General features: G+C 71.4%; 16 protein-coding genes. 4 read left to right on the forward strand and 12 right to left on the reverse strand.

The genetic code is table 11. The features are described 5' to 3' along the window. The first annotated feature begins 1 nt into the window (after position 1). Together ACIRG9_RS20775 and ACIRG9_RS20780 are read left to right on the forward strand one after the other, a co-directional pair. The gene (locus ACIRG9_RS20775) at positions 2-424 is read left to right on the forward strand and encodes a hypothetical protein (RefSeq protein WP_402858109.1); all 423 of its coding nucleotides are present in this window, start codon (positions 2-4) and stop codon (positions 422-424) included. A gap of 61 nt (positions 425-485) precedes the next feature. Beyond that, entirely contained in the window at positions 486-905 is a 420-nt protein-coding gene (locus ACIRG9_RS20780; RefSeq protein WP_402858112.1) for a hypothetical protein, read from the forward strand. 143 nt (positions 906-1,048) lie between these two features. On the opposite strand, the gene ACIRG9_RS20785 is transcribed toward ACIRG9_RS20780, so the two are convergent. The 8 genes from ACIRG9_RS20785 to ACIRG9_RS20820 form a co-directional block, all read right to left on the reverse strand. Next, positions 1,049-1,462: a VOC family protein gene (locus tag ACIRG9_RS20785; RefSeq protein ID WP_402858115.1), complete on the reverse strand. Its 414-nt coding sequence runs from the start codon at positions 1,460-1,462 to the stop codon at positions 1,049-1,051. Positions 1,463-1,558: 96 nt separating this feature from the next. Continuing rightward, entirely contained in the window at positions 1,559-2,767 is a 1,209-nt protein-coding gene (locus tag ACIRG9_RS20790; protein WP_402858118.1) for an acetyl-CoA carboxylase biotin carboxylase subunit family protein, read from the reverse strand. A 35-nt stretch (positions 2,768-2,802) separates the two neighbouring features. Continuing rightward, positions 2,803-11,613 carry an amino acid adenylation domain-containing protein gene (locus ACIRG9_RS20795; protein ID WP_402858121.1) on the reverse strand — a complete coding sequence of 2,937 codons (8,811 nt, stop codon included), beginning with the start codon at positions 11,611-11,613 and terminating at the stop codon, positions 2,803-2,805. Continuing rightward, a complete protein-coding gene (locus ACIRG9_RS20800; RefSeq protein ID WP_402858124.1) occupies positions 11,610-11,954 on the reverse strand; it encodes a phosphopantetheine-binding protein in 345 nt (114 codons plus the stop codon). The genes ACIRG9_RS20795 and ACIRG9_RS20800 overlap by 4 nt, the downstream gene beginning before the upstream one ends. Before the next feature lie 34 nt (positions 11,955-11,988). Beyond that, entirely contained in the window at positions 11,989-12,738 is a 750-nt protein-coding gene (locus tag ACIRG9_RS20805) for a hypothetical protein (protein ID WP_402858127.1), read from the reverse strand. After that, on the reverse strand, positions 12,735-14,510 hold the full coding sequence (locus tag ACIRG9_RS20810; RefSeq protein ID WP_402858130.1) for a non-ribosomal peptide synthetase: 1,776 nt from the start codon (positions 14,508-14,510) through the stop codon (positions 12,735-12,737). The genes ACIRG9_RS20805 and ACIRG9_RS20810 overlap by 4 nt, the downstream gene beginning before the upstream one ends. Before the next feature lie 854 nt (positions 14,511-15,364). Continuing rightward, the gene (locus tag ACIRG9_RS20815; protein ID WP_402858133.1) at positions 15,365-16,750 is read right to left on the reverse strand and encodes a DEAD/DEAH box helicase; all 1,386 of its coding nucleotides are present in this window, start codon (positions 16,748-16,750) and stop codon (positions 15,365-15,367) included. A gap of 180 nt (positions 16,751-16,930) precedes the next feature. After that, positions 16,931-17,149 carry a hypothetical protein gene (locus ACIRG9_RS20820; RefSeq protein ID WP_402858136.1) on the reverse strand — a complete coding sequence of 73 codons (219 nt, stop codon included), beginning with the start codon at positions 17,147-17,149 and terminating at the stop codon, positions 16,931-16,933. Between the two features lie 424 nt (positions 17,150-17,573). Here ACIRG9_RS20820 and ACIRG9_RS20825 point away from each other — a divergent pair, with 424 nt between their 5' ends. Next, on the forward strand, positions 17,574-18,080 hold the full coding sequence (locus ACIRG9_RS20825) for an RICIN domain-containing protein (protein ID WP_402858139.1): 507 nt from the start codon (positions 17,574-17,576) through the stop codon (positions 18,078-18,080). Between the two features lie 140 nt (positions 18,081-18,220). Here ACIRG9_RS20825 and ACIRG9_RS20830 read toward each other — a convergent pair whose 3' ends face one another. Continuing rightward, positions 18,221-19,204 carry an NAD(P)-dependent alcohol dehydrogenase gene (locus ACIRG9_RS20830; RefSeq protein WP_402858142.1) on the reverse strand — a complete coding sequence of 328 codons (984 nt, stop codon included), beginning with the start codon at positions 19,202-19,204 and terminating at the stop codon, positions 18,221-18,223. Positions 19,205-19,315: 111 nt separating this feature from the next. Between ACIRG9_RS20830 and ACIRG9_RS20835 the strand changes: the two genes are divergently transcribed. Continuing rightward, the gene (locus ACIRG9_RS20835) at positions 19,316-20,032 is read left to right on the forward strand and encodes a TetR/AcrR family transcriptional regulator (RefSeq protein ID WP_402858145.1); all 717 of its coding nucleotides are present in this window, start codon (positions 19,316-19,318) and stop codon (positions 20,030-20,032) included. A gap of 13 nt (positions 20,033-20,045) precedes the next feature. Here the strand turns inward: ACIRG9_RS20835 and ACIRG9_RS20840 are convergent, their stop codons facing one another. From ACIRG9_RS20840 to nirB, 3 genes are read right to left on the reverse strand one after another with little or no spacing between them, the layout of a single operon-like run. Next, on the reverse strand, positions 20,046-21,134 hold the full coding sequence (locus ACIRG9_RS20840) for a uroporphyrinogen-III synthase (protein WP_402858148.1): 1,089 nt from the start codon (positions 21,132-21,134) through the stop codon (positions 20,046-20,048). Continuing rightward, entirely contained in the window at positions 21,134-21,475 is a 342-nt protein-coding gene (nirD, locus tag ACIRG9_RS20845; protein ID WP_402858151.1) for a nitrite reductase small subunit NirD, read from the reverse strand. Before nirD ends, ACIRG9_RS20840 begins: the two co-directional genes overlap by 1 nt. Continuing rightward, positions 21,472-23,994 (reverse strand): nitrite reductase large subunit NirB, encoded by a 2,523-nt coding sequence (nirB, locus tag ACIRG9_RS20850; protein ID WP_402858154.1) that lies wholly within the window; start codon positions 23,992-23,994, stop codon positions 21,472-21,474. Before nirB ends, nirD begins: the two co-directional genes overlap by 4 nt. Positions 23,995-24,026: the final 32 nt, after the last annotated feature.

Below are 24,026 nucleotides of genomic sequence, written 5' to 3' on the forward strand. Positions count from 1 at the left end.
GATGGGGCGTGACTTCCACGACCGCCGAGCGCGCGTACTTGTCGCCGTGACCACCGTTCTGGCGATGCTCTTCCTGGTGCCCGCAGCATCGGTGGCGGGCACGTTCCGGTTCCGGAACGGCACGTACAGCGACGGTCAGGTTGTCGACGGCCTCGCGTTGCAGGTGGTGCGGGGCCGGTCGGGCGAGGCGAAGATGGAGTACTTCGTCGACGCCAAACGGTATGAGGCGTGGGTCGACTGCGGCAACTCCTGCCCGAAGGTGGGCGACCGGATGGAGGTCGAGTATTCCGCCAGTGACCCGACGGAGGTGGTCCGGAACCGGAAGCGCCCGTACTCGTCGTTCGATGTGGGCGCGCTGACTCTGATCGGACTCGGCATCGTGGCCTGCGCGCTTCTGCTGCGCCGCGACCTGGCCCGTCGGTGAGGTGACGCCGCCTTCGGCGGCGACGTGGAGAACAGTTGGAATCGACCACGGAAGGGATCCGATGACTGACGACAGCAGCCCGGCCGCTCGCGAGGGAACCGTTTCCGTCACCTTCAGCCGTCCGACCGGTACCTTTCTCTACGCGGCCAGCAAGCCCCGCCTGTCACTCGACGGTGGGGATCCGGTGGCGCTCTCCTGGGGCACCCACCGTCTTCCGGTCGCCGCCGGTCGTCATCGCGTACAGGCGTGGGTGCCGTACCTCCTGCCGCGCCGGGCCGGCCGCGCGGAGGCGGTTGTCGCCGTCGCGTCCGGCCGGACCGCCGAGATCGAGTACGTCCCGCCCTTGGTCACCTTCGCGAAGGGTCACCTCGGGGCGCCGAGCCGGCGGAAGGCAAAGCGTTCCTCGGCTGTGATGGTCTTCAATGGTGTCGCCGCTGTCCTGTTCGTGCTCATGCTGGCGGTGACGATCCTCGGGCGGTAACGCGATCGAGGCACGGCGGCTGAGGGGGCCAGCCGGACGGCACATGTGCCTGAGCGGTGGGCTGGGGCGTGCGGCTGGGACTTTGCGTCGGTCACGGCGATCCTCGCGTCCGGTGCCTCCGATCCGGACGGTCGGAGTCGACGTTACGCAACGAAGACGCAGAACGGGTGACCTGACGGATCCGCACACACATACAGCGGCTCGTCGGGGTGCCCGGTCCGGTCTAGCAAGATCTTCGCGCCCAGTGCCTCCGCCCGCTCACGCTGCCGCTGCAACTCGGCTGAGGTCGAGACGGTGAAATCCAGGTGCATCTGCATCGGGACGTCGTGCTCGGGCCAGGTTGACCGGGGCAGATGATCAACCAGTTGGAAGGCGAGCTTTCGTACCCCGGCCGAGTCGACCAGCACGAGCCAGTCCTCGTCGCCAGCCGTCCCGTCTGCTGATGGTTCGTCGCCGGGTCGGTACCGCAGTCCAAGCAACTGCCGGTAGAACTCGGCGAGTTCTCGCGGCCTCGTGGTGTCGAGTACGGTGTGCAGCAACTGGGGGTACTCGGCCATGCTCTTCCTCCCCAGCCCCCGTGACGCGATCTCGTAACCCTAGACCAGAACCCCTTGCGGCGATCGGTGAGGCACTCACCTCGGCGTTGCGGCGGGTCAGGCGCAGCATTCCCGCGCGGCGTGCTCGAAGTGCCCGATCAGGGACAGCACTTCGGCATGGCTTCGCGCCGAGCCGTGCACGATGGCGAGCATGTTCTGGGTGCCCTCGTGCCAGTTCACCCGTTGGCCGACCTCGGCCCGTACGTTGACCCAGTCGACACCGGGCAGACGCTCCAGCCCGTCCAACGCGTCCAGTGAGACGACCTCGCGGCTGCCTGGCGGGGGCGCGACGAACCGCTGGTACGCGACCCCGTCGACCTCCGGCGGCGAGATGGCCACCGGCTCACCGAGTGCGACCTGGAGAGCGATCCGGATCATGTTGGTCCCGGTCGCCTGCCGAAGCAGCCCGTTCAGATACCCGGCCAGCCGCCCGTTGACCTCGATGACGCGCGGTCCGTCGGCAGTCAGCTTGATCTCGGTGTGGCACACCCCGTCCCGCACGCCGAGTGCGTTCAGCGCGGCTCGCTCCAGCCGTACGACATCCTCGGCGAGGGAGCTGCCCAGGGTGTGCGGGAGGACGTCGCCGGTCTCGCGGAAGGGTTCCGCGAGCGGATGTTTCCCGGTCAGGCAGACCGTCTGGACCACGCCCGCCTGCACGACCGACTCCACCGAGACGAAGTCGCCCCAGCCGGCCCCGGCGGCATCCGGATCGCCCACGAGGAACTCTTCCAGCACGAACGGCGACACACCGGCCGGGGTGTCACGGAAGGCGGCTCGGCATTCCTCGACCGACCCGACCAACCGGGTGTGCGCGCTCGCGGCACCCTGCCGCGGTTTGAGGACAGCGGGAAAGCCGACCTCGACGGCCGCCTTCTCGATGTCGGACTCATCGGCGATCGGCGCGGTACGCGTCGACTGGACGCCCGCGTCCGACAGGCGCTGACGCTGCAGGAGTTTGTCGGTGAGCAGGGCCGCGGTTCGTGGCCCGTGGCCGCGCCATCCCGCCCGGTGCGCGAGGCCGGAGACGAGCCGCTGCTGAAACTCGCTGAAGGTGACAGCGCCGGCGGCACCGATCTCCGAGACCTTCCGCCACACCTCGTCCGCGTCGAGCCCGCTGATGTCCACGACGTCGGCCAGTTCGCACATCGCGTCGTACTGATCGGCGACATGTGGCCGCGAACGATCGGCGAGGAAGACGATCCGGCAGAGACCCCGCGCGGCGGCAGCTATCCCGAGCGGAGCCGCGGCACCCAGGTCATAGGCCAACAGGAGAACACGCGACCCTTGATCCAACACGTCCGCTACCGCCCCCGCTGCGTCTCGGCCAGATGGTGGTCGGCGAGTGCCTGCAGCCGATCCTTGTCCCGCAGAATCACCGCGCTCGTCTCGGCGTCCGGCAGGACCTCGTCCAGCCTGCGGATCGGCCGGTAGGCGAAGCCGGCGGCGCCGAGCAGGAGGGTGCACAGCCCCGCGAAGACGGTGGTCACCGCGATTCCCCGACCCGGGCCGTCCCCGACAACCGCGTTGAGCACAGCCGCCACAGAACCATTCGCGGCCAGTGGCCCGAAGACGTTGTCGACCAGCGGCGCCGCGGACAGGAATCCGGCCGGGACCATCAACCAGGAGAGCATGATCCCGGTCGACATGACCCGGCCCTGCAACTCCAGGCCGACCTTGGTCTGCACGACGGACAGCCAGTGGGTGTTGACGAACGCGGTCGCCAGTCCCATGCCGAACAGCCCCAACGCCGGGAAGACCGGGCTCGGCCGCAGGCCCACGGTGATCAGTGCGACGCCGAGGAGCAGCACGCTGGCGAGGATGCCCACCGCCCGCCGTGCCAGCCCACCCCACACACTCATGGCGATGCTGCCCAGCAGTAGCCCGGCACCGCTGGCCCCGAGCACCACCCCGAGGACCGACGGATCGCCGAAGGACAGCGTCAGTGGCGTGGCCAACACCTCGACCATGGCGAAGAAGTAGTTGAGCAGCGTGGTGAGCAGGATCATCGCGAGCAGGCTCTGCCGGCGCACGATGAATCGGAAGCCGCCCGAGACCTCCCGGCCGAACGACTCCTCACGCCGCTTGAACATCAGGTCGGGGAACCGCACCGAGAGGGTGATGGTCACCGCGACGGCGAAGGTCAGCAGGTCGATGACGATGATGCCGCGCAGCCCGATCGTGCTGACCAGTGCGCCACCGAGCAGTGGAGCCAACAGGGTGCCGCTGGCCCCACCGAGGGAAGCCATGCCGTTGGCCCGACCGTAGTACCGCTTCGGCACCAGTTGCGTGACGGCGGCCAGATACGCGGGTTGCTGAAAGGCGCTGGAGACCGCGGTGATGGTGATCGCCGTGAAGATGTGCCACAGCTGGACCCGGTCCAGCCACAACAGCAGTCCCAGCCCCACTGTGCCGCTGGCGGCCAGGGTGTCCGCGAACACCATGATCAGTCGTCGGTTCCACCGGTCGGCCACGGCGCCCGCGATCGGGGAGAGCGCCACCGCGGGCAGCAACGCCAGCACCGCGGCGGTGGCGAACAGCGTGACCGATCCGGTCCGCTGGAACACCCACAGGCCCATCCCGAAGCTGGTCAGTCCGCTGCCGATCAGGGACACGAGCTGACCGAAGGCGACCCGGTAGAAGACGCTCAGGCTGGTCCGGGCCGGTCGGGTGGTCGGACGCGTACCCGGGGTCGGCGCCTGCGGCGCGGCGGTCCGCGGGTCCGGCGACGGCGCGGGCTCCGGCTGGGCAGCGGCCGCCGTGGGCTCGGCGGGTGCCGCCGCCGGACCCCGTTCGGCGGTACGGGTGATGATCTCCGCGAGGTCGCCGGCCTGGTGCTTCGCGAAGTAGTGGCCGGCTCCCTCGATCACCTCCAGCGACACCGAGTCGCTGAAGAACTCCCACTCGAGGTACCGCTCCTCGAACAGTTCGGTGGACCGGTCGCCCGCGCCGATCACACAGACGATCGGCGCGCGCAGTCTGTCCGGCGGCCCGTCGGCGTAGACGTCGGTGTAGTAGTCCTCACCGATCGTCCAGTCGGCGAGGGCGACCCGCATGACCAGTTCCTTCTCCCGCTTGTCCAGGACGTCGGTGAAGAAACCGAGAGCGCGCAGGTTCTCCAGGGCAACCCGCTTGGACGTCCAGCGTTCCGCCGGGAACCATCGACGTCGCCACCGGGACAGCCGGCCGGGCAACCTGGGGGCGGGGAAGTGGGCGCCGATCACGACCTTGACCAGGTCGACACCGGCGGCTTCGAGGCGGCGGGCCAACTCGACGGCTATCGCCCCACCGACGCAGTGCCCGTACACGACCACCGGTCCGGTGATCCCGTCGACCACCTCCGCCACGCAGCGCGTGACGATCTCGTCCATGGACAGCTGTGGTTCGTCGACCCGGTTCAGGTCGTGTCCCGGCCGCTCCAGCGCGTAGAGCGAGACACCCCCGGGCAGCGCCTCGGCGAGCGGCCGGAAGGTGGCCGCACCTCCGCCCGCGAACGGCACGCAGACCAGGGTCATCGTGGTCGGCACGCCGGGCCTCGACGCGGTGAGTTCGTGCAGCAGCCGGTCGTCCGACCCCGCCGAACTCTCGACGTGCTCGGTCAGCGAACGGATGGTGGTGTGGCGGAACAGATCCAGTACGCTGATCGGCGTTTCCAGCCCACGTAGCGCCTTGATCGCTTTGAACGAGTCGCCGCCGAGATCGAAGAAGTCGTCGTCGATGCCGACCGTCTCGTAGCCCAGCACCTCCGCCCAGCGCGCGACCAGCGCGTGCTGCAACGGGGTCTGCGGCGCGGCCCCGCCGGCCCCGTCACCGCCGCGCCGCCAGGCCGGCAACGCGTTCCGGTCGACCTTGCGGTTCGTCGTCAACGGCAGGGCGTCCAACACGACGAACGCCACCGGCACCATGTAGTCGGGAAGGTACCTACGCAGGTAGGTCCGCCACGACGCGGAGCCGGTGATCTCGTCCCCACCGGTTCCGTCGGCGGTGTCCGGGCGCAGCGACAGGTACGCCACGATGACCGGCTCACCGGCGTCCTCGCGGACGACGACCGCGCTCTCCCGCACCGCAGGGTGACGCTGCAGCAGCGACTCGATCTCGCCCAGCTCGATCCGGTACCCGTGTACCTTCACCTGCGAGTCGTTGCGGCCGAGAAACTCGATCCTGCCGTCGTGCCGGTACCGGCCCAGGTCCCCGGTGCGGTAGAGCCGCCCGTCGCCGAACGGGTCGGGCACGAAGCGCTCGGCGGTGAGCTCGGGCTGCCCGAGGTAGTCGCGGGCCAGCCCGGTCCCGCCCAGATGGAGTTCGCCCACGACGCCGACCGGTACCGGACGCATCGCGGCGTCGAGCAGATACACCCGACTGTTCGCGAGCGGGCGACCGATGGTCACCTCCGGGGCGCCCCGTTCGATCCGCTCGGCCGTGGCCCAGACCGTGGCTTCCGTGGGGCCGTACAGGTTCCACAGCTCGCGCACCCGCTCGGCCAGGTCCCTGGCCAGCGGCGCGGGCAGGGCCTCACCGCCGCAGATCGCCCGCAACCCTGGCCGGCCGGCCCAGCCGGAGTCGATCAGCAGTCGCCACGTCGCCGGGGTCGCCTGCATGAGGGTGACGCCCTCGGCGTCGAGCAGGTCGGTCAGCCGTGCCGCGTCGTACGCCACGTCCCGCGATGCCATCACGATGCGGGCGCCCACGACCAGCGGCAGGAACAAGTCCGGCACGGACAGGTCGAACGCGTAGCTGGTCATGGCGAGCATGCTGTCGTCGGCGCCGATCCCCGGCTTCTCCCGCATCGCCATGAGCAGGTTGACCAGACCGGCCTGCCGGATGCGTACCCCCTTGGGGCGGCCGGTGGAGCCGGAGGTGTAGATCACGTACGCCAGGTGGTCGGGTGTCGTCAGCGGCTCGGGATTCGTCTCCGCCGGACCGCGATCCGAGGGTTTCGATCCTGGCCCGGTCTCGTCACAGAACAACAGTTCGCCGGCGAACTCCGGGAACTGCCCGGCCAGGCTCTCCTCGGTGACCAGCACCGCCGCCCGGCTGTCGTCCAGCACGTACCGCCGCCGCTCAATCGGATACGACGGGTCCACCGGCACGTAGGCGCCACCGGCCTTGAGAATTCCCAGCAACGCCACGATCAACCGTTCGGAACGCTCCAGCGAGACCGCCACCGGGACGTCCGGCCCGACTCCGGCTCCGCGCAGCCGGTGGGCCAGCACGTTGGCCCTGGCATTGAGCTCGGCGTAGCTGAGCGTGGTGTTCCCGAACGTGACCGCGGGACGGTCCGGTGCCGTGCCTACCTGCCGCTCGAACAACTGGGTCAGGGTCCGGTCCGGCGTCGGGCGGGCCGTGTCGTTCCACTCGACCACCTGCCGGTGCAGGTCCGCGGGGGTCAGCAGGTCCACCTCGGACAGCCGGACGCCCGGATCGGCGACGACCGCGGTGAGTAGCGTCTCCAGGTGCTCCATCAGCTGTTCGGCGGTCGCCGGCTCGAACAACGCGCAGTTGTACTCCAGCCGCAGGCGCAACCCCTCGTCGACCTCGTACGCGTACAGCGCGAGGTCCTGCTGGGCGACCTCCGGCTCCACGTCGAGCTCTGTCACCCGCAGGCCGCTCATCCGGAGATCCCCCTGGTCGGGGATGTTCAGCAGGTTGAACATGACCTGGAACAGCGGGTTGCGGCTCAGGTCCCGGGGCACCCTGAGCGCGTCGACCACCCGCTCGAACGGCACCTCCTGGTGGTCGTACGCCTCCAGCGCCGTCCGGCGCACCCGGGTGAGCAGGTCGGCGAAGCTCGCGCCGCCGTCCAGTTCGGTACGCAGCACCAGCATGTTGACGAAGAAGCCGACCATCGGCTCCAGCTCCGTCCGGACCCGTCCGGCCACCGGCGTGCCGACACAGATGTCGCGCTGCCCGCTGTAGCGGAACAGCAACGTCTGGAACGCCGCCAGCAGCGTCATGTACAACGTCGCCCCGGCCTGCTGAGCGAGCTGGCGCAGTCCCTCGGTCAGCGGTTGCCCCAACACCCGGGCGCTGACCGCACCCGTGAACGTCTGCACCGGCGGACGCGGGTGGTCGGTGGGCAGGTCCAGCGTGGTGGCCGCGCCGTCGAGCTGGCGTAGCCAGTAGGCCATCGAGTCCGCGGCGGTCGTGGCGGCCAGCCGCGCATGCTGCCAACGGGCGAAGTCGTGGTACTGGATGGCCAGCTCGGGCAGTGGCGACGGCTGACCCGCCAGGAAGGCGTTGTAGAGCGCGGCCACCTCGGTTTTGATCACGCCCAGGGACCAGCCGTCGGTGACGGTGTGATGCATGGTCATCGACAGGATGTGCCGGTCCGGGGCGAGCCGGAACAGCACCGGGCGGAACAGCGGACCGCCGGCCAGGTCGAACGGGCGGTGGATCTCGGCGAGCAGCGCGGCGTGTACGGGGTCCCGCCCGACCGCCGTGCCGGCCGGTGCGAACGGCCGGTCCGCGGGCACCTCCACCACCGGCAGGTCGATGGCGGCGACCGGCAGTACCACCTGGACCGGGTCGCCGTCCGTGCCCGCCGGGAAGACGGTACGCAGCGCCTCGTGCCGGCGGAGGAGTTCGGACAGTGCGGCCCGCAGTACGTCCACGTCGAGGTCGCCGTCGAGCCGCAGCGCGCTCCCCGTCGTGTAGACCACCTCGTCGTAGACCCGGTCCAGGAACCACAGCCGGTGCTGCCCGGAGGAGAGCGGCGCGGGTCCGGCGTCCGGCTCGGCGCGTGGGATCGGCGCCACCACCGGCGCGGAGGTGCCCGGCAGCGTGGCGGCGTCCACCATCCGGCGCAGGAACATCGACAGCGATCGGACGGTGGGATGGCGGAACAGGTCGGCCAGGCTGACCACGTCGCCGAGCCGCTCGCACAGGCGGGCATGGACCGCGAGCAGCCGCAGTGAGTGGCCGCCGAGGTCGAAGAAGTTGTCGTCCACGTCCACGTGCGGCGGGTCGAGCACCTCGCGCCACACCTCGATGATCAACTGCTCGAAGTCGGCTCCGGTGGCCGGAGATGGCGCTTCCGTCGGGTGGTGCGTCGGCGTGGCCACCGGCGCGGCGGGCCGGGTCGGGGCGGCCGACTCGGCGGGCAGGGCCGCCACGTCGAGTTTGCCGTTGCCGGTCACCGGCAACGCGTCGAGGAAGACGATCGCGGACGGGATCATGTACGGCGGCAACTCCGACCGCAGCGCCTCGCGTAACGGGTCGGCGTGCCGCTGGTCGGGTGCGACCCCGGCGACGTATCCCACCAGTCGCCGATCCTGTGGCGTGTCCCCACGCGGCAGCACGGCCACCTCGGCCGCGGGCAACTGTCGTCCGATGGCCGCCTCGATCTCGCCGCACTCCACCCGGTAGCCGCGCACCTTCACCTGGGAGTCGGTGCGTCCCAGGTACACCAGGTTGCCGTCCGGCCGGTAGCGCACCAGATCGCCGGTGCGGTACAGGCGAGCGCCCTCGACGGTGCGGAACGGGTGCCGAACGAAGCGTTCGGCCGTCAGGTCGGGCCGGTTGAGGTATCCCCGGGCCAGGCCCGCGCCCCCGATGTACAGCTCGCCGACCACGCCGATCGGGACCCGGTTGCCCCACTCGTCGAGCACGTACAACTCGGTGTTGGCGATGGGCCGGCCGATCGGAACGGACCCGTCGTCCGGCGTGGCCGAATCGACCTCGTACGCGACGCAGCCGACCACCGCCTCGGTCGGGCCGTACTCGTTGATCAGCCGGGTGTCCGGCGCGTGCTCCCGCCACAGCGCGACCTGATCGGCGCGCAGGTTCTCGCCGCCGATGACGAAACACCGGGTACCGTCGGGTGCCTCGGCCGGCCCGACCTGCCGGTTGACGAGCTCCAGTTGGGCGGGGGTGATCTTCACCAGTCCGAAGGGGACCGACCGGCCACGCAACGCCTCGCCGAGCCCTTGCGGGCCGAGTTGCTCGCCGAGCATCCGCACCGTGGCGCCCGCGGCCAGCGGTACCAGCAGGCTGGTCACCGTCAGGTCGAAGGCGATCGAGGAGTGCAGCGGCACGACGTCGCCGGGGCCGACCTGGTACGCCTGTGCAGCCCAGGTCACGTAGTTGGTCACGCCGCGGTGGGGGACCATGACACCCTTGGGCTGCCCGGTCGACCCCGAGGTGTAGATGACATAGGCCAGGTCGTTCGGTCCGGGTGCCGGTGCGTCCCAGACCGCCCGGGCGTCGTCCGCACCGGGCGCGGCGTCCAGCGTGACGTCGATCAGAGCCGCGGCTGTCTCGGGCAGCAGCCGCCGCAGGGTGGCGGAGGTGAGCACCACCGGCGCGGCGGTGTCGTCCAGGACGTACCGCAGCCGCGCCGCGGGATTCGACGGGTCCAGCGGTACGTACGCCCCGCCGGCCTTGAGCACGGCCAGCACCGCCACGGCCAGTTCGGCCCGGCGTTCCACGAGGATCGCCACCAGTCCGCCCACGCCCACGCCGTGGGTGTGCAACACCCGGGCCAGCGCCTCGGCGTGCGTGTCCAGTTCCGCGTAGCTGAGGGTGTGCGTCCCGTCCACGACCGCCGGGGCGTGCGGGTTCGTCGCGGCCCGGGCCGCGATGAGGGCGTGCACCGGCTCCACCGGCGCGTGCTCCGCCGTCGGGCCGGCCGGGTCCGGGGCGGTGGCGGCCGGGGCGGTGGCGGCGCCTCGGCTCCAGGTCCGCAGCTGATCCAGCTCGCCGGCGGTGAGCAGTGGTGCGGCGCTTACCGGGACCGCCGGATCGGCCAGCAGCGCGCCGAGCAGCACGTGGAAGTGCCCGGCGATCCGCTCGACGGTGCTGTCCTCGAACAGGTCCGTCCGGTATTCGATGTCCACGGTGAGTTCGCCGGCGGTGTTGCGGACGCCCAGGGTCAGGTCGAACTTCGCCGTACGCAGCGGCACGTCGATCCGCGCGGCGCTGATTTCGGTGAGGCGCGGCGGCGCCGGCTGGTCGCCGTACATGAACATGACCTGGACCAGCGGGCTGTGACCTGGCTCCCGGACCGGCCGCAGGGCCTCGATGAGCTTCTCGAACGGCAGGTCCTGATGCTGGTTGGCGTCCAGGACGGCCGACCGGACCCGGCCGAGCAGCTCGGCGAAGGAGGGGTTGTCCGCCAGGTCGCAGCGGATCGCGACCGTGTTGACGAACAGGCCGATCATCGCCTCGGTCTCGGCCCGCTGGCGGTTGGCCACGGGCGCGCCGACCACGATGTCGCGCTGCCCGGTGTAGCGGGCCAGGAGCACCTGAAAGGCGGCCAGGGTCACCATGTACGGCGTGACCCGAAACCGCCGGCACAGCTCTCGCAGCGCGTCCTGTGGGACATCGAGCGGGAAGGTACGGACAGCTCCGGCGACCGAGGGCTCGGCCGGGCGGGTCCGGTCGACGGGTAGGTCCAGGACGGCGGGCGCGCCGGCCAGCCGGTCCCGCCAGTACTCAAGCTGGGTCGCCGCCTCCGGGCCGCCCAGCCACTCGTGCTGCCAGGCGGCGTAGTCGCCGTACGTGATCGGTGGCTCGGCCAGCACCGGCGTCCGCCCGGCCAGCCGTGCCGCGTACAGCTCGCCCAACTCTTCGTCGAAGATCCGTAGCGACCACTCGTCGATCGCGGCGTGGTGGAACGCCAGCAGCAGTACGTGATCGTCCGGTGCGCAGCGCAGCAGGCTGGCCCGCAGCACCGGGTCGCGGGCCAGGTCGACGGGCGTTTCCGCCTGCGCGGCGAGGCGGGTAAGCACCTGCGCCTCCCGCCGCGCCGGCAGCACCCCGGTGAGGTCCACGATGTTCAGCAGTCCCGGCTCGGCGTCGCGTACCACCTGCACCGGTTCGTCACCCTCGGTGCGCAACGAGGTGCGCAGCGACGCGTGCCGCTCCACGACCGTGTCCAGGGACCACGCCAGCGCGGACTCGTCGAGGCGTCCCCGCAACCGGTACGCGACCGGCACCAGGTACGTCGGCTCGTCCGGGGCCAGCCGGTTCAGATACCACATCTGCCGCTGGGCGTACGAGGTCCTCGCCGTGCCGGTCGGGCCACCCGAGGTGATCCGGTCCAGCGGTGGCCCGGCCTGGCCGGCGCGGAGCGCCGCGAGCAGCGCCGCCTTCCGGGGAGTGAGCAGGTTGGTCACCGCATCTTCTCCCGCGCTGCCTGGACGTCGTCGTCGGAGTAGCCCAGCACGGTCAGGTACTGCTCGGCGGCCTTTTCCACCTCCGGTCCGTACTCGGCTCGCAGGCTGGCGACGAACTCGGCCAGGGTCGGATGCTGGAAGACCGCGTTCATCCGCACCTGCACGTCCAGCGCGGTACGCAGGCTGGCGGCCATCCGCATCGCGGCCAGCGAATCCCCGCCGAGGGCGAAGAAGTCGTCATCGTCGGTCACCGGGTCCCGGTTCAGCGCGGCGCTCCATGCCGCCGCCACGACCTCGTACACCGCGGTCTCGGACCTGCCCGGGGCTTGTTCTGTTGTCACGGCTCATCTCGCATCTCTGGGGTTCGGTTGCCCTTCAGGCGGCCTTCAGCACCAGGCCCGCCAGCTCAGCAGGACTGCCGGACCGAACGGTGCCCGCCTCGTCGGCCGCCGGCTGCCCGCCGTCCGCGACGATCTCCGTCGTCGGACACGGGATCTGCGGCGTGGCGGGTCGGGCTGCCTGGAGCAGAAACCACAACCAGGCCCGGTAGCGACCGACGATCTCGTCCACGGCCTCCGCCGCTTCCGTGGGGCCGTAGCCGGCCATGGTGGCGAAGTCGCGGGCCTGATCGGCCAGCCGCGTCGTCAACCGGCCGATCGCCGCCGTCGCGTCGTCGAGCAGCGGGAACACCGGATCGCCGTGGCTGTCGCCGGTCAGCTTTCGGCACAGCAGGTCGAACTCGTCCCAGACGGTCTGCTCGGTCGGATGCCGTGGGGCGACCAGAACGAGTGAACGCGGCGTAAGACGGGCCGTTGCCAGGGCCCCGGTGACGTGGTGGGCGAAGCGGGCCGCACTGCAGTATCCGACCACCGACACCGCCGGGTCCGCTCCTGGGCGCAGCCGCTGGAACTCCGCCACGCACAGGCGGGCGAGCGCCGCATAGTCAGGCAACTCGGCCTGCAGGTCGAGAGTGGTCACCGGGTCGAGTCGCCAGATCTCGTACTCCTCGCCCTGCCCGGCGAGGGCGGCCGCGAGTCCGGGACCCGAGGAGTCACCGGGGAACTCCACCGACAGCAGGCACCGCCCCGACCCGTGAGCGACCTGCCGTAACGCGATACGGCTCACCGGATCGCTCCCGGTCCGCCGCCGGCCGCCGAACCTGCCTTCTGCCTCGCGTGCAACGCCTCGATCTCGGCGAGATAGTCGGCGAAACGTCGGTGTTCGTACAGCACCGACGACTTGAGTTCGATGCCGAGCTCGCGCCGCACGTAGGCGGTGAGCCGTACCGCGAGGAGGGAATCCCCGCCGGTGAGAAAGAAGTCGTCGTCCGGGCCCGGCGCCGAATCGAGCACGGTCCGCCAGGCCTGCGTCACCGAACGGCGGGCCGGCGACCCGCCGCCGCCCGGCTCGGCGGACGCCGGCGCGGTGTCGTCCGAGGCGATGGCAGGCATGGCCCGCAGCGCCGCCCGGTCCAGCTTTCCGTTGACCGTCAGCGGCAGCGCCGCGAGCACCTCGATCCGGCCCGGAACCATCGAGCCCGGCAGCCGGTGCCGGAGGTGCGCACCCACCTGTTCGGCGTCCACGGGACCGGCGACCCAGGCGGTCAGCAGCGCCTCGCCCGCCCGGTGGGTCACGTCGGCGGCGGCCTGGGTCACCCGTGGTACGTCGAGCAGGGCGAGCTCCACCTCTCGCAGTTCGATGCGGTTGCCGCGGATCTTGACCTGTCCGTCGACCCGGCGGACGAAGCTCAACTCGCCGTCCGCCGTCCAACGACAGATGTCACCGGACCGGTAGCGGCGGGTCGCCGAGTCCGGCGCGGCGACGAAGGCGGCTTCCGTCTCCTGCGGCGCGTCGCGGTATCCCCGGGCGAGCCCGTCACCGGCGATGAGCAGTTCGCCCTCGTCGCCCGGTCGGGCGGCGGGCAGGTCGAGGGTGAGCCGGGCGCCCGCGACCGGCCGGCCGATCGGGGGCGGTGCCGAGCGGTCCCGGCTGGCCCGCAGGTCTCCGGTCGCGGTGACCAGGATGGTCGCCTCGGTCGGACCGTACAGGTTGTGCACGGCCGCGCCGAAGTCGGTGGGCGGCCAGGTGCGCAGGCGATCACCGCCGGTGGCGAGGGTGGCCAGCCGGCCGGTGTCCACGTTGCTTCGCAGGAGCTGTTCCGCGAGTGGGGTGGCGAGGAAGCTGTGGTCGACCTCGCGCAGCGTGGCCGCGATCAGGTCGGGGTCGTGGACCACCTTCTCGTCTGCGAGCAGCACGGTCCCGCCGGTCATCAGCGGGGCCCACAGATCCAGCAGACACGCGTCGAAGGCCAGCCCCGCGAAGGCCGCAGTGCGTACTCCCGGGCCGAGCCCGAAAAACCGCGCGTACCAGCTCAGCGTGCCGGCAAGGCTACGGTGCTCGATCTCGACCTGCTTCGGTTTCCCGGTGGAGCCCGAGGTGGAGATGACGTAGGCGAGCCGGTCCGTCGCGGCGAGGCTGGTGAGGTGGCCGTTGCCGGCGACCACGGGGGTCACGTCCGGCGGAAGCGCGTTGACGAGCCCGCTGTGGACCGTGGCGACCCGGCAGCCGGCCCAGGTGAGGATGTCGCGAATCCGAGCCGCCGGCAGTCCCGAGTCCAGCGGCAGGAACGCCGCACCGCAGAACCAGGCGGCCAGCTGGGCGACCACGGCCTCCGCGGTACGCGGCCACAGGACCGCGACGACCGGGTCGGTCGAGTCGTCGACGTCATTCAGCGCCGACCGCAGGGAAGCGGCGAGAGTGCTGGCACGCTCGACCAGATCACGATAGGTGATGCTTCCACCGTGGTCGATCACCGCGATCTGGTCGGGCGTGCTGTCCGCATGGCGCAGCACCTGGGCGGGGACGGTGGGGGCCCCAGCAGTCGACAAAGTGACCACGGCACTGTCCTTTGGATGCTCACGGCGATCACTGCCCGTCGTCTGACTCGCCATCTGGCTCATCAATCTGCTCCGGTGTCAAGTCTGGTTGCACATGATGACACGCCCGCCGGACGCCGTCCAGATCAAAGATCAAGTCGTGATTCCGTGGTCAACGAAACCGACCCGGGACTGCGAAGGCGCCAGCAAACTCGGCAAATGGACCATCCTGAGTGGATCGGTATCACTGCCGACCGCCCTTCGGGCCCGATTTGCACGGCGACGAGGTGGGCGCCGAAGCGCCGCCAACTGATCTTTGTCTGGCCTGGTGGGCGAGCGTTTCCGGGGTCGGTCCAGGGCGGTGGGCGGGTGCGCGCCTCCTGAGTGGACAGACGGGTTGCACCGCCGGTACTCGTGCGAAAGAAAGGCCGTTCGGATCAGTCCGAGGTTCCGGAGTTCGCCGGCGAACAACCGGAGTGATCATGCCGCAGCCAGGTCAAAGACTTGTTCGCCAGATCGGGGGCGGGCGCCTACGGCAATTCGCTCGAATCGGACGGCGAACCGGGAAATAGCCATGCCCAGCAGCACAAAGAATGCCCGACATCGCCCCTTCGGGCGTGGCCATCCCGGTGCGGGTCCGGCCTACCAAACGGCGGCGTCCGGCGACCAGGCCCCCGATGCACCGTGCGCATGGCCGGACGGCCGCCGGGTACGCCCACGGATCTTCCTCCCGCCTTCGATGAGCGCGACGCGAGGTCGGCGTCGCGCTCATCGAAGGAGCCGTCGTACCAGTCCCTGTTCGCGCGCCGGCTGTGGCGGGACCCGCCGGACTCACCGAGGTCTCGGTGCTCGGCCCCGTCGGGGGGGGGCAGGGGTCAGCGCCCGCCGCGGCGGGCGCCCGGCCGGGCCCGGGCGGAGAAGGCCGCCGCACCGGATCGCGCCGGCGCGGATGGTGTCGAGGTGGTCGGCGCCGGCTTGCCGCCGCGTCGGCCCCGGCCGCCGTGGGCGGGCTGCGCCTCGTGCTGCGGGCCGGCGGACTGCGGCACGGGCTGGGGGACCAGCGTCCGTTCCCCGGGGGCGAGTTCGCGTAGCAGCGCGTCACCCGGACGCAGCCGCGTCGTGGTCGCCGTGATGCCCGCCTTGCGGGTCAATGCCCGCACCTCGGGCACCTGTCCGTCGGTCATCAGCGTGACCACGGTCCCGGCCGCGCCGGCCCGGGCGGTACGGCCCGAGCGGTGCAGGTACGCCTTGTGCTCCTCCGGCGGGTCGGCGTGCACGACGAGGGCCACGTCGTCGATGTGGATCCCCCGGGCGGCGATGTCGGTGGCGACCAGCGTGCGCGCCTGCCCGGCGGAGAACGCCTGCAGGTTCCTGGCGCGCGCGGCCTGGGCCAGGTTGCCATGCAGTTCGACGGCGGTCACACCGGCCGCGACCAGCCGGCGGGTGAGGGTTTTCGCGCCCCGCTTGGTACGCGTGAACACCACGGTGCGGCCCGGCGCGGCGGCCAGCTCGACCAGCACGGCGAACCGGTCGTCGGCGTGGACGTGCAGGACGTGGTGCGCCATCGCGGCGACCGGCGACAGCGTCGAGTCGACGCTGTGCACGACCGGATCGGTGAGGAACCGCCGCACCAGGACATCGACGCCGGCGTCCAGGGTGGCGGAGAACAGCAGGCGCTGCCCGCCGCGCGGGGTCTGGTCCAACAGCCGCCGTACGGTGGGCAGGAAGCCGAGGTCGGCCATGTGGTCGGCCTCGTCGAGCACGGTGATCTCGACGGCGTCCAAGAGCGCGTTGCCGGCCCCGACATGGTCGGCGAGGCGGCCCGGGCAGGCCACCAGGACGTCAACCCCGGCGCGCAGCCCGGAGATCTGGGGTCGGGCGGCGACGCCACCGAAGATCGTCATCGTGCGTAGCGACAGCGCCTCCGCCAGCGGCGCCATCACGCTGTCGATCTGGGTGGCCAGTTCCCGAGTGGGTACGAGGATCAGTGCCCGAGGGCGCCCGGCCCGCCGTGGCGTGGCGGTGGCGGCCAGGCGGGTCAGCACCGCCAGCACGAAGGCATAGGTCTTACCCGAACCGGTGCGGCCCCGACCGAGCACGTCCCGCCCGGCGAGCGCGTCGGGCAGCGTCGCGGCCTGGATCGGGAACGGCCGGTCCACCCCGGTCGCGGCCAGCACGCGGTTCAGCGCGTCGGGCACGCCGAGGTCGGCGAAGCTGGTGGCGTTGGATGAGGTGGTCTGGCGTGGGCGGCGTGCCGCCATGATGGCTCCGAACGTCGAAGGGACGTCCCGCCCGGCGCTGACCGTTTCGGCCGCGGCGCGTGGCGTGGGACATCGAACCCGGCCGCCTTGCTGGGCGGGCCGTGCTGTCAGTCTACTCGAACCCGCTGCCGGGTCCCGCTGCCAGCTGACGGACGGTGAACGAGCATCGGCGCCGGTCGATCAGGGTGCCACGACCTGCCACCGGCTCTGTTCGTCCATCCATGCCCGGGCCAGGATCTCCGCCGACTGTCGGCCCGGGCACTGGTGGATCTTCGACCGGCCGGCGTCGCCGCCGGCTCGGGCCTCGACCTCCCATGACTCGCCGTCGGTGCGGATGAACACGTCGCGACGCCCCCGCACAGTGCGGTTGCCGTTCCACCAGTGGCGCTCGGTTTTCACCCCCCGACCGTATAGCACCAGGTCCGAGTATGGAATCTTGACGATCTTGGCGGCCTGGGCCCGGAGCGTGGGAGTTGGCCTCGTCGCCGGCCGCGAGGGCGGGTGGGGCGTAGTGCGGCGTCGGACGCCCTCGAATCATGGCGTCCGCCATCGGCGCGTACCGCAATGATGTCGTTACCGGCTGTGGTCGATCTGCCCGATGTGCAAGATCATTGTCGACAGCCGGGTCGACATCCGCGCCCTGCCGCGGGTGTCCGCGCGGCCCGCCGCGACGAGCGCCGGCAGATCGGCTGTTACCGGGGCGTGAACACCGGTTGAATCCGATCTTGAATGGGTTCTGCCCGTCTGTCCGGTCTGCGTAGGGTCGTCACCAAGGCGATCGTGTGATCGTCCACATTGGTCGGACGACAGTTCGGAGGCACGCGTGCAGCGGAAGACTCGGGGGACCCTGGCAGGGCTGGCCGTCACGGGAGCGGCGGTCGCGTCGTCGCTCGCGGTCGCATCGCCGGCCCAGGCCGCCTCTTGGTACGAGATCATCAATTACAAGAGCGGCAAGTGCATGTCGATCGCCGGCGGCGGCAGCACCGCCAACGGCGCGAACGCCATCCTGTGGACCTGCAACGACGGCTGGGAGCAGGTCTGGCGCTGGTCCGGCCGCACGCTCGTCAACGGCAAGAGCGGTAAGTGCCTCTCCGTCTCCGGTGGCGGCAGCACCAGCAACGGCGCCAACATCATCCAGTGGACCTGCAACGGCGGACCCGAGCAGGACTGGTACCCATCCAACGGCTACCTGGTCAACGGCAAGAGCGGCAAGGTCCTCTCCGTGTCCGGCGGTGGCAGCACCGCCAACGGCGCGGAGATCATCCAGTGGAGCGCCAACGGCGGGTCGGAGCAGGGCTGGCTGTTCAACCTCCACTACGCGGACGTCTGAGCGTCCCACCAGACCTGGTGGTCGCCGTGCCGGCGCGTCCTCACCGCGCCGGCACCCGGCGCCTGCCGTACCCATCCGCGTGGTGCGACCGTGCCACGGCCACCCGTGCCCGGTCTCCAGGAAGGGTGATGGCCGGCGGATCAGATGGTGATGACGACCTTCGCCCGCGCGTGTTCACCTTCGAGGTACCGGATGGCCTGGGGCACCTCGTGGAGCGGATAGGTCCGGTCGATGACCGGGGTGAGGCGGCCGGCCTCGGCGTGGGCGCGGAGCGTGTCGAGGTGTTGCCGGCTGAGGGTCGTGGTGAGCGTGACGATGCGGTGCCGAACGAAGGGCGCCAACAGTTGCCCGCGCGTGATGAGCCAGACCGGTCCGATGAGACTGCCGCCGCGGTACACGCCGCCGCCGGAGAGCACCAGCGTCCCGGTCGGGGTCAGCACCCGCCGGAGTCCGTTGAGGTTGCGGTTGCCGACCAGGTCGAACACGACGTCGTGGCGGCGGGCGTCGCGGGTGAAGTCGTCGCGGGTGTAGTCGACGACGTGGTCGGCGCCGAGGGAGCGGACCAGGTCGGCGTTGCGGGTGCTGCACACCCCGGTCACGGTCGCGCCGAGCACCTTGGCCAGTTGGACGGCCAGGGTGCCGACGCCGCCGGACGCGCCGTTGATGAGGACGTGGTGGCCACGCTCTACCTGCCCGACGTCGCACAGTCCCATCAGCGCGGTGACACCGGCCAGTGGCAGGGCGGCCGCCTGCTGCGGCGTCAGGTTCGCCGGCTTCGGCGCGACAAGGGTCTCGGGTACGCATACGTACTCGGCGAACGCGCCGTTGGCGTCGCCGAGGTCGCCGAAGACGGCGTCACCCGGGCCTACCTGTCGAACGTTGGTGCCGACGGCCTCAACCCGGCCGGCGAAGTCGCGGCCGCGGATGCGTGCCCGGGGCCTTGACCGGCCCATGGCCAAGCGTGCCATCCGTGGATCGCCACGCATGGCATGCCAGTCGTACGCGTTGAGCGCGGCGGCTTCGACCCGTACGAGCACCTCGTCGGCGGCGGGCACCGGCGTGTCGACGTCCGCGAGCGTGAGGGTCTCCGGCGGGCCGTATCGGTCCTGGACGATCGCTTTCATTTCCCCTCCCTCGGGTGTACGGCGTACACCTTATGTAAGTAGGGTAGGTGTACGCCGTACACCTGTCAATGCGGTTATGGTTCAACCGTTGCCGGAAAGACGAGGACCGAGATGGTTGAGCAGGCTGATCCGCTACGCCGGACGCCCCTGAGCAGGGACCGGATCCTGCGCGCCGCCGTCACGCTCGCCGACGAGGCCGGGATCGAATCCCTCAGCATGCGCAACCTCGCCCAGGACCTGGGCGTCGTGCCGATGGCCCTCTACAAGCACGTGGCCAACAAAGACGAACTGCTCGACGGCATGATCGACGTGGTCGTCGGCGAGATCGATCCGCTGGTACCCGAGGCCGACTGGAAGCAGACGGTCCGCGGGCGCATCCTCTCGGCGCGACGGGTGCTGCTGCGCCACCCCTGGGCGCCGCTCGCCATCGAGTCGCGGAACATGGCGACCGCGGCCATCCTCGCCTACCTCGACTCGATGGTCGGGGCGTTGCGGGCCGGCGGGTTCACCGCCGACCTCGCCCACCACGTGATGCACGCGATGGGCAGCCGAATTCTGGGCTTCAGCCAGGAGCTGTTCGACGCCTCCCGGCAAGCCGGCCGGTCGGGCCCGACCAAACCAGACCCGCCGGCGCCGCTACCACCGGAGGTCGCGGCCCGGTTCCCGCATCTCGCGGAGATAGCCACGGCGTCGTCCCACGACAACGAATCGGTCGTGGGGCAGGGCTGCGACGACCAGTTCGAGTTCGAGTTCTCGCTGGACCTGCTGCTGGACGGCATCGAACGGCTGCAACGGCAGGGTTGGACGTCGTCGCCTCGACCCCGGTGAGACGGTTGCGGCTTCACTCCACCCGGAGCCGATAGCCGCGCTTGACCACGGTCTGGACCACCCGGGGGTCCCCCAGCCCGGCCCGGAGCCGGGCGACGGCCATCTCCACCGCGTGCCCGTCCGCCCCTCGGGGCAGGACATGCAGCAGCGCCGTGCGGGGCAGCACCTTCCCGGGGGAGGCGGCGAGTGCCCGCAGCACCGCCATCGGGGCCGGGGCCAGCGGTCGCAGCTCCCCGTCGACCACAGCGGCATGCCCGCGCAGGGTGAGCAGGTGCCCGCCGGCCTTCACGGTCACCGTCCGGCGCGGCAGCTCGTCGACAATCATCCTGACCAGCGCGCCGAGCCGGGCCCGGCCCGGCGCGCTCACCGGCACCCCGCGCCGCGTCAGCGGTTCGGCGGTGACCGTACCGACGCAACTGGCCAGCACGTCCTCTCGCAGCGCCGCCAGCACCGTCTCGGTCCGCTCGCCGGCCGCCCGCAGCAACGCCTCCGCCGCCGGGGCGGAGGTGAACGTGACCGCGTCGACCAGCCGTCCCGCGACCAGGTCGATCAGCCGGTGCAGCGGTGCCGGATCGGTGGGCGGTGACCACCGGTAGACGGGTACCTCGATCACGGTGGCTCCGGCCGCAGCCAATGCCTCGGTGCACTCCGGTTGCCGTTCGCCGTGCAACTGCATGGCGACCACCTGGCCGGCCACGCCCCGCCGGACGAGATGCTCGACCACCTCGTCGCAGCTCTCCGAGGCCGGGGACCAGTGCTCCCGCAGGCCGGCGGCCCGGATCGCGCCCGTCGCCTTCGGGCCCCGGGCCACGACGTACGAGCGGGAGAGCACCTCTCGCAGCGGCTCGGCCAGCCCCCACCCCTCGGCGGCCTCCAGCCAGCCCCGCATCCCGATGCCGGTGTTGGCCATCAGCACGTCCGGCGGGCGGTCGAGGCAGGCCCGGGTGGCCTCGCGCAGGTCGGTGTCGTCGGCCAAGGGCACGATCCGCAGGGCCGGGGCCAGCACCACCCGGGCACCACGCCGCTGCAGCAGCGCGGCCAACTCGTCGCGCCGCCGGTCGGCGGTGACCCCGATAGTGAAGCCCGCCAGTTCGTCCGGCATCACTCCTCCTGTCGCAGCCGGACCTCGACCAGCCCGTGCCGGCAGCGCGCCTCGTGCCGCCGCAGCGCCACGCCCGGCAGGTCGAGGCACCGCCCGGTCCGTAGGTCGTAGACCTGTTTGTGCAGGGGAGAGGCGAGCGTCGGCGCGCCGCCCCGGCTGCCCACGATCCCCCGGGACATCACGTACGCGCCGCCGACCGGGTCCAGGTTGTCCACCGCGTACAGCTCGCCACCGGTCCGGAACAGGGCCACCTGCACCCCGTCGACCAGGGCGGCCACCCCGCGATCCGGGTCGAGCCGCTCAAGCGGGCAGATCAGGGCCCAGTCGAGAGTGCGGATCATCGTCGTACCTCCGGCAGGCCGAGCGTGACCGGCTGACGGCGGTCGGTGCCGGTGGCCGGCCCGGCTCCGCGCGCGGGTACCAGCTGGCCGCGTTGGACCGCGAACGTGATGGACGGGTCGGGCACGTCCGGGGCGTTGACGAACGAGGTGAAGCGACGCAGCCGCTCCGGGTTCTCCAGCACGTCCCGCCACTCGTCGGAGTACGACGCGACGTGCCGGGCCATGGCCGCGTCGAGTTCGGCGCAGAGCCCGAGCGAGTCGTCCACGAGCACGGACCGCAGGTGGTCGAGGCCGCCGTCCATCGCCTCGATCCAGGCGGCGGTGCGCTGTAGCCGGTCGGCGGTGCGGATGTAGAACATCAGGAATCTGTCGATCAGCGGAATCAGCGCCTCGGTGGACAGATCGGTGGCGAGCAGGTCGGCGTGCCGGGGGCGGAAGCCGCCGTTGCCGCCGACGTAGAGGTTCCAGCCGGTCTCGGTGGCGATGATGCCGAAGTCCTTGCTGCGTGCCTCCGCGCACTCGCGGGCGCAGCCGGAGACCGCCGCCTTGACCTTGTGCGGGGCGCGCAGCCCTCGATAGCGCAGTTCGAGGGCGACGGCCAGCCCGACCGAGTCCTGCACCCCGTACCGGCACCAGGTCTCGCCGACACAGGACTTCACCGTGCGCAGCGCCTTTCCGTACGCGTGGCCGGACTCGAAGCCGGCGTCGACCAGCCGGCGCCAGATCTGCGGCAGTTGCTCGACCCGGGCGCCGAACAGGTCGATCCGCTGCCCTCCGGTGATCTTGGTGTAGAGCCGGAAGTCCCGGGCCACCTCGCCGATCACGATCAGCTTCTCCGGGGTGATCTCCCCGCCGGGGATCCGCGGCACCACCGAGTAGCTGCCGTCGCGTTGCAGGTTGGCCAGGAAGTGGTCGTTGGTGTCCTGAAGGGACGCCTGCTCGCCGTCGAGCACGTGTCCGGTGCCCAGCGAGGCGAGGATCGAGGCCACCACCGGCTTGCAGATGTCGCAGCCGCGTCCCCTCCCGTGATCGGCGACGAGCTGCGAGAAGGTCCGGATGCCGCGGACCCGGACGAGGTCGAACAGCTCCTGCCGGCTGGCGTCGAAGTGCTCGCAGAGCGCCGTCGACTGCGTCACCCCGGCCGCGTCCAGCAACTGCTTGAGCATCGGCACGCAGGATCCGCAGCTGGTGCCGGCCCGGGTGCACGCCTTCAGCGCCGCCACGTCGGTAGCCCCGCCGGCGATCGCGGCGTCGACGTCCGTGCGGGTCACCGCGTTGCAGGAGCAGACCTGCGCGGCACCCGGCAGCGCGGTGGCCCCACCGACGCCGGCCGGGGCCAGCAGCGCCAGCGGGGGAGCGGGCAGCGGGCCACCGACGCTCGCCCGCAGCGTCGGGTACGCGCTCGCGTCGCCGACCAGCACGCCGCCGAGCAGAATCTGCGCGTCGTCGGAGAGGACCAGCTTCGCGTACGACCGGGTGGCCGGGTCGGTGAAGGTGACCTCCAGACATCCCGGGGTGGTGCCGTGCGCGTCGCCGAACGAGGCCACGTCCACGCCGAGCAGCTTGAGCTTGGTCGCGGTGTCCGCGCCCGCGAAGGTGGCCGCCCCGCCCAGCAGCCGGTCGGCGACCACCTCCGCGGTCGCGTACCCGGGGGCGACCAGGCCGTGGCAGGCGCCGTCCACCGCGGCGCACTCGCCGACCGCCCAGATCCGCTCGTCCGCCGTCCGGCAGGTGGCGTCGACCAGCACCCCGCCGCGCGGGCCGAGCGGCAGCCCGGCCGCCCGGGCCAGCTCGTCCCGGGGCCGGACGCCGGCGGCCACCACCACCAGCTCCGTGTCGACCGTGCGGCCGTCCGCGAGTTCCAGCGTGCCGACCGTTCCGTCCAGGCCCGCGCGCAGCGCCCTGGTGGCGACCCCGAGGTACGCGGTGACGCCCAGCTCCTCGACGTATCGGCGGAGCATCGCCCCACCCGCCGCGTCCACCTGCACCGGCATCAGCCGCGGCGCGAACTCGACCACGCTGGTGGCCAGCCCCAGCAGGCGCAGCGCGTTGGCCGCCTCCAGCCCGAGCAGGCCACCGCCGATCACTGCCCCGGTCCGCCGGCCCCGCGCGTGCTCCCGGATCGCGGCCAGGTCGTCCAGCGTCCGATAGACGAACACGCCGGGCAGGTCGGCGCCGTCGACCGGAGGCACGAAGGCGTACGAACCGGTGGCCAGCACCAGGGCGTCGTACGGGTGCTCACCGGTCTCGGTGCGTACCACCCGCCGGTCCCGGTCGACGTCGACGGCGGGCTCGCCCAGACGCAGCTCCACCCCGTCGTCGGGGGTGTGCAGGTTCAGCTCCTCGGCGCTCACCCCGTCGAAGAAGACGGAGAGCCGCACCCGGTCGTAGGCCGGCCGCCGCTCCTCCGCGAGCACCGTCACCTGCCAGTGCCGGTCGTGGTCCCGGGACCGCAACGCCTCGACGAAACGCTGCCCGACCATGCCGTTGCCGACGACCACCAGCCTGCCGCCGCTCATGCCGGCACCCCGCCCCGCCGAGCCCCGGCCGC

Origin of the sequence: Micromonospora sp. NPDC093277 (genome assembly GCF_044765245.1) — a bacterium.
Classification (GTDB): domain Bacteria; phylum Actinomycetota; class Actinomycetes; order Mycobacteriales; family Micromonosporaceae; genus Micromonospora.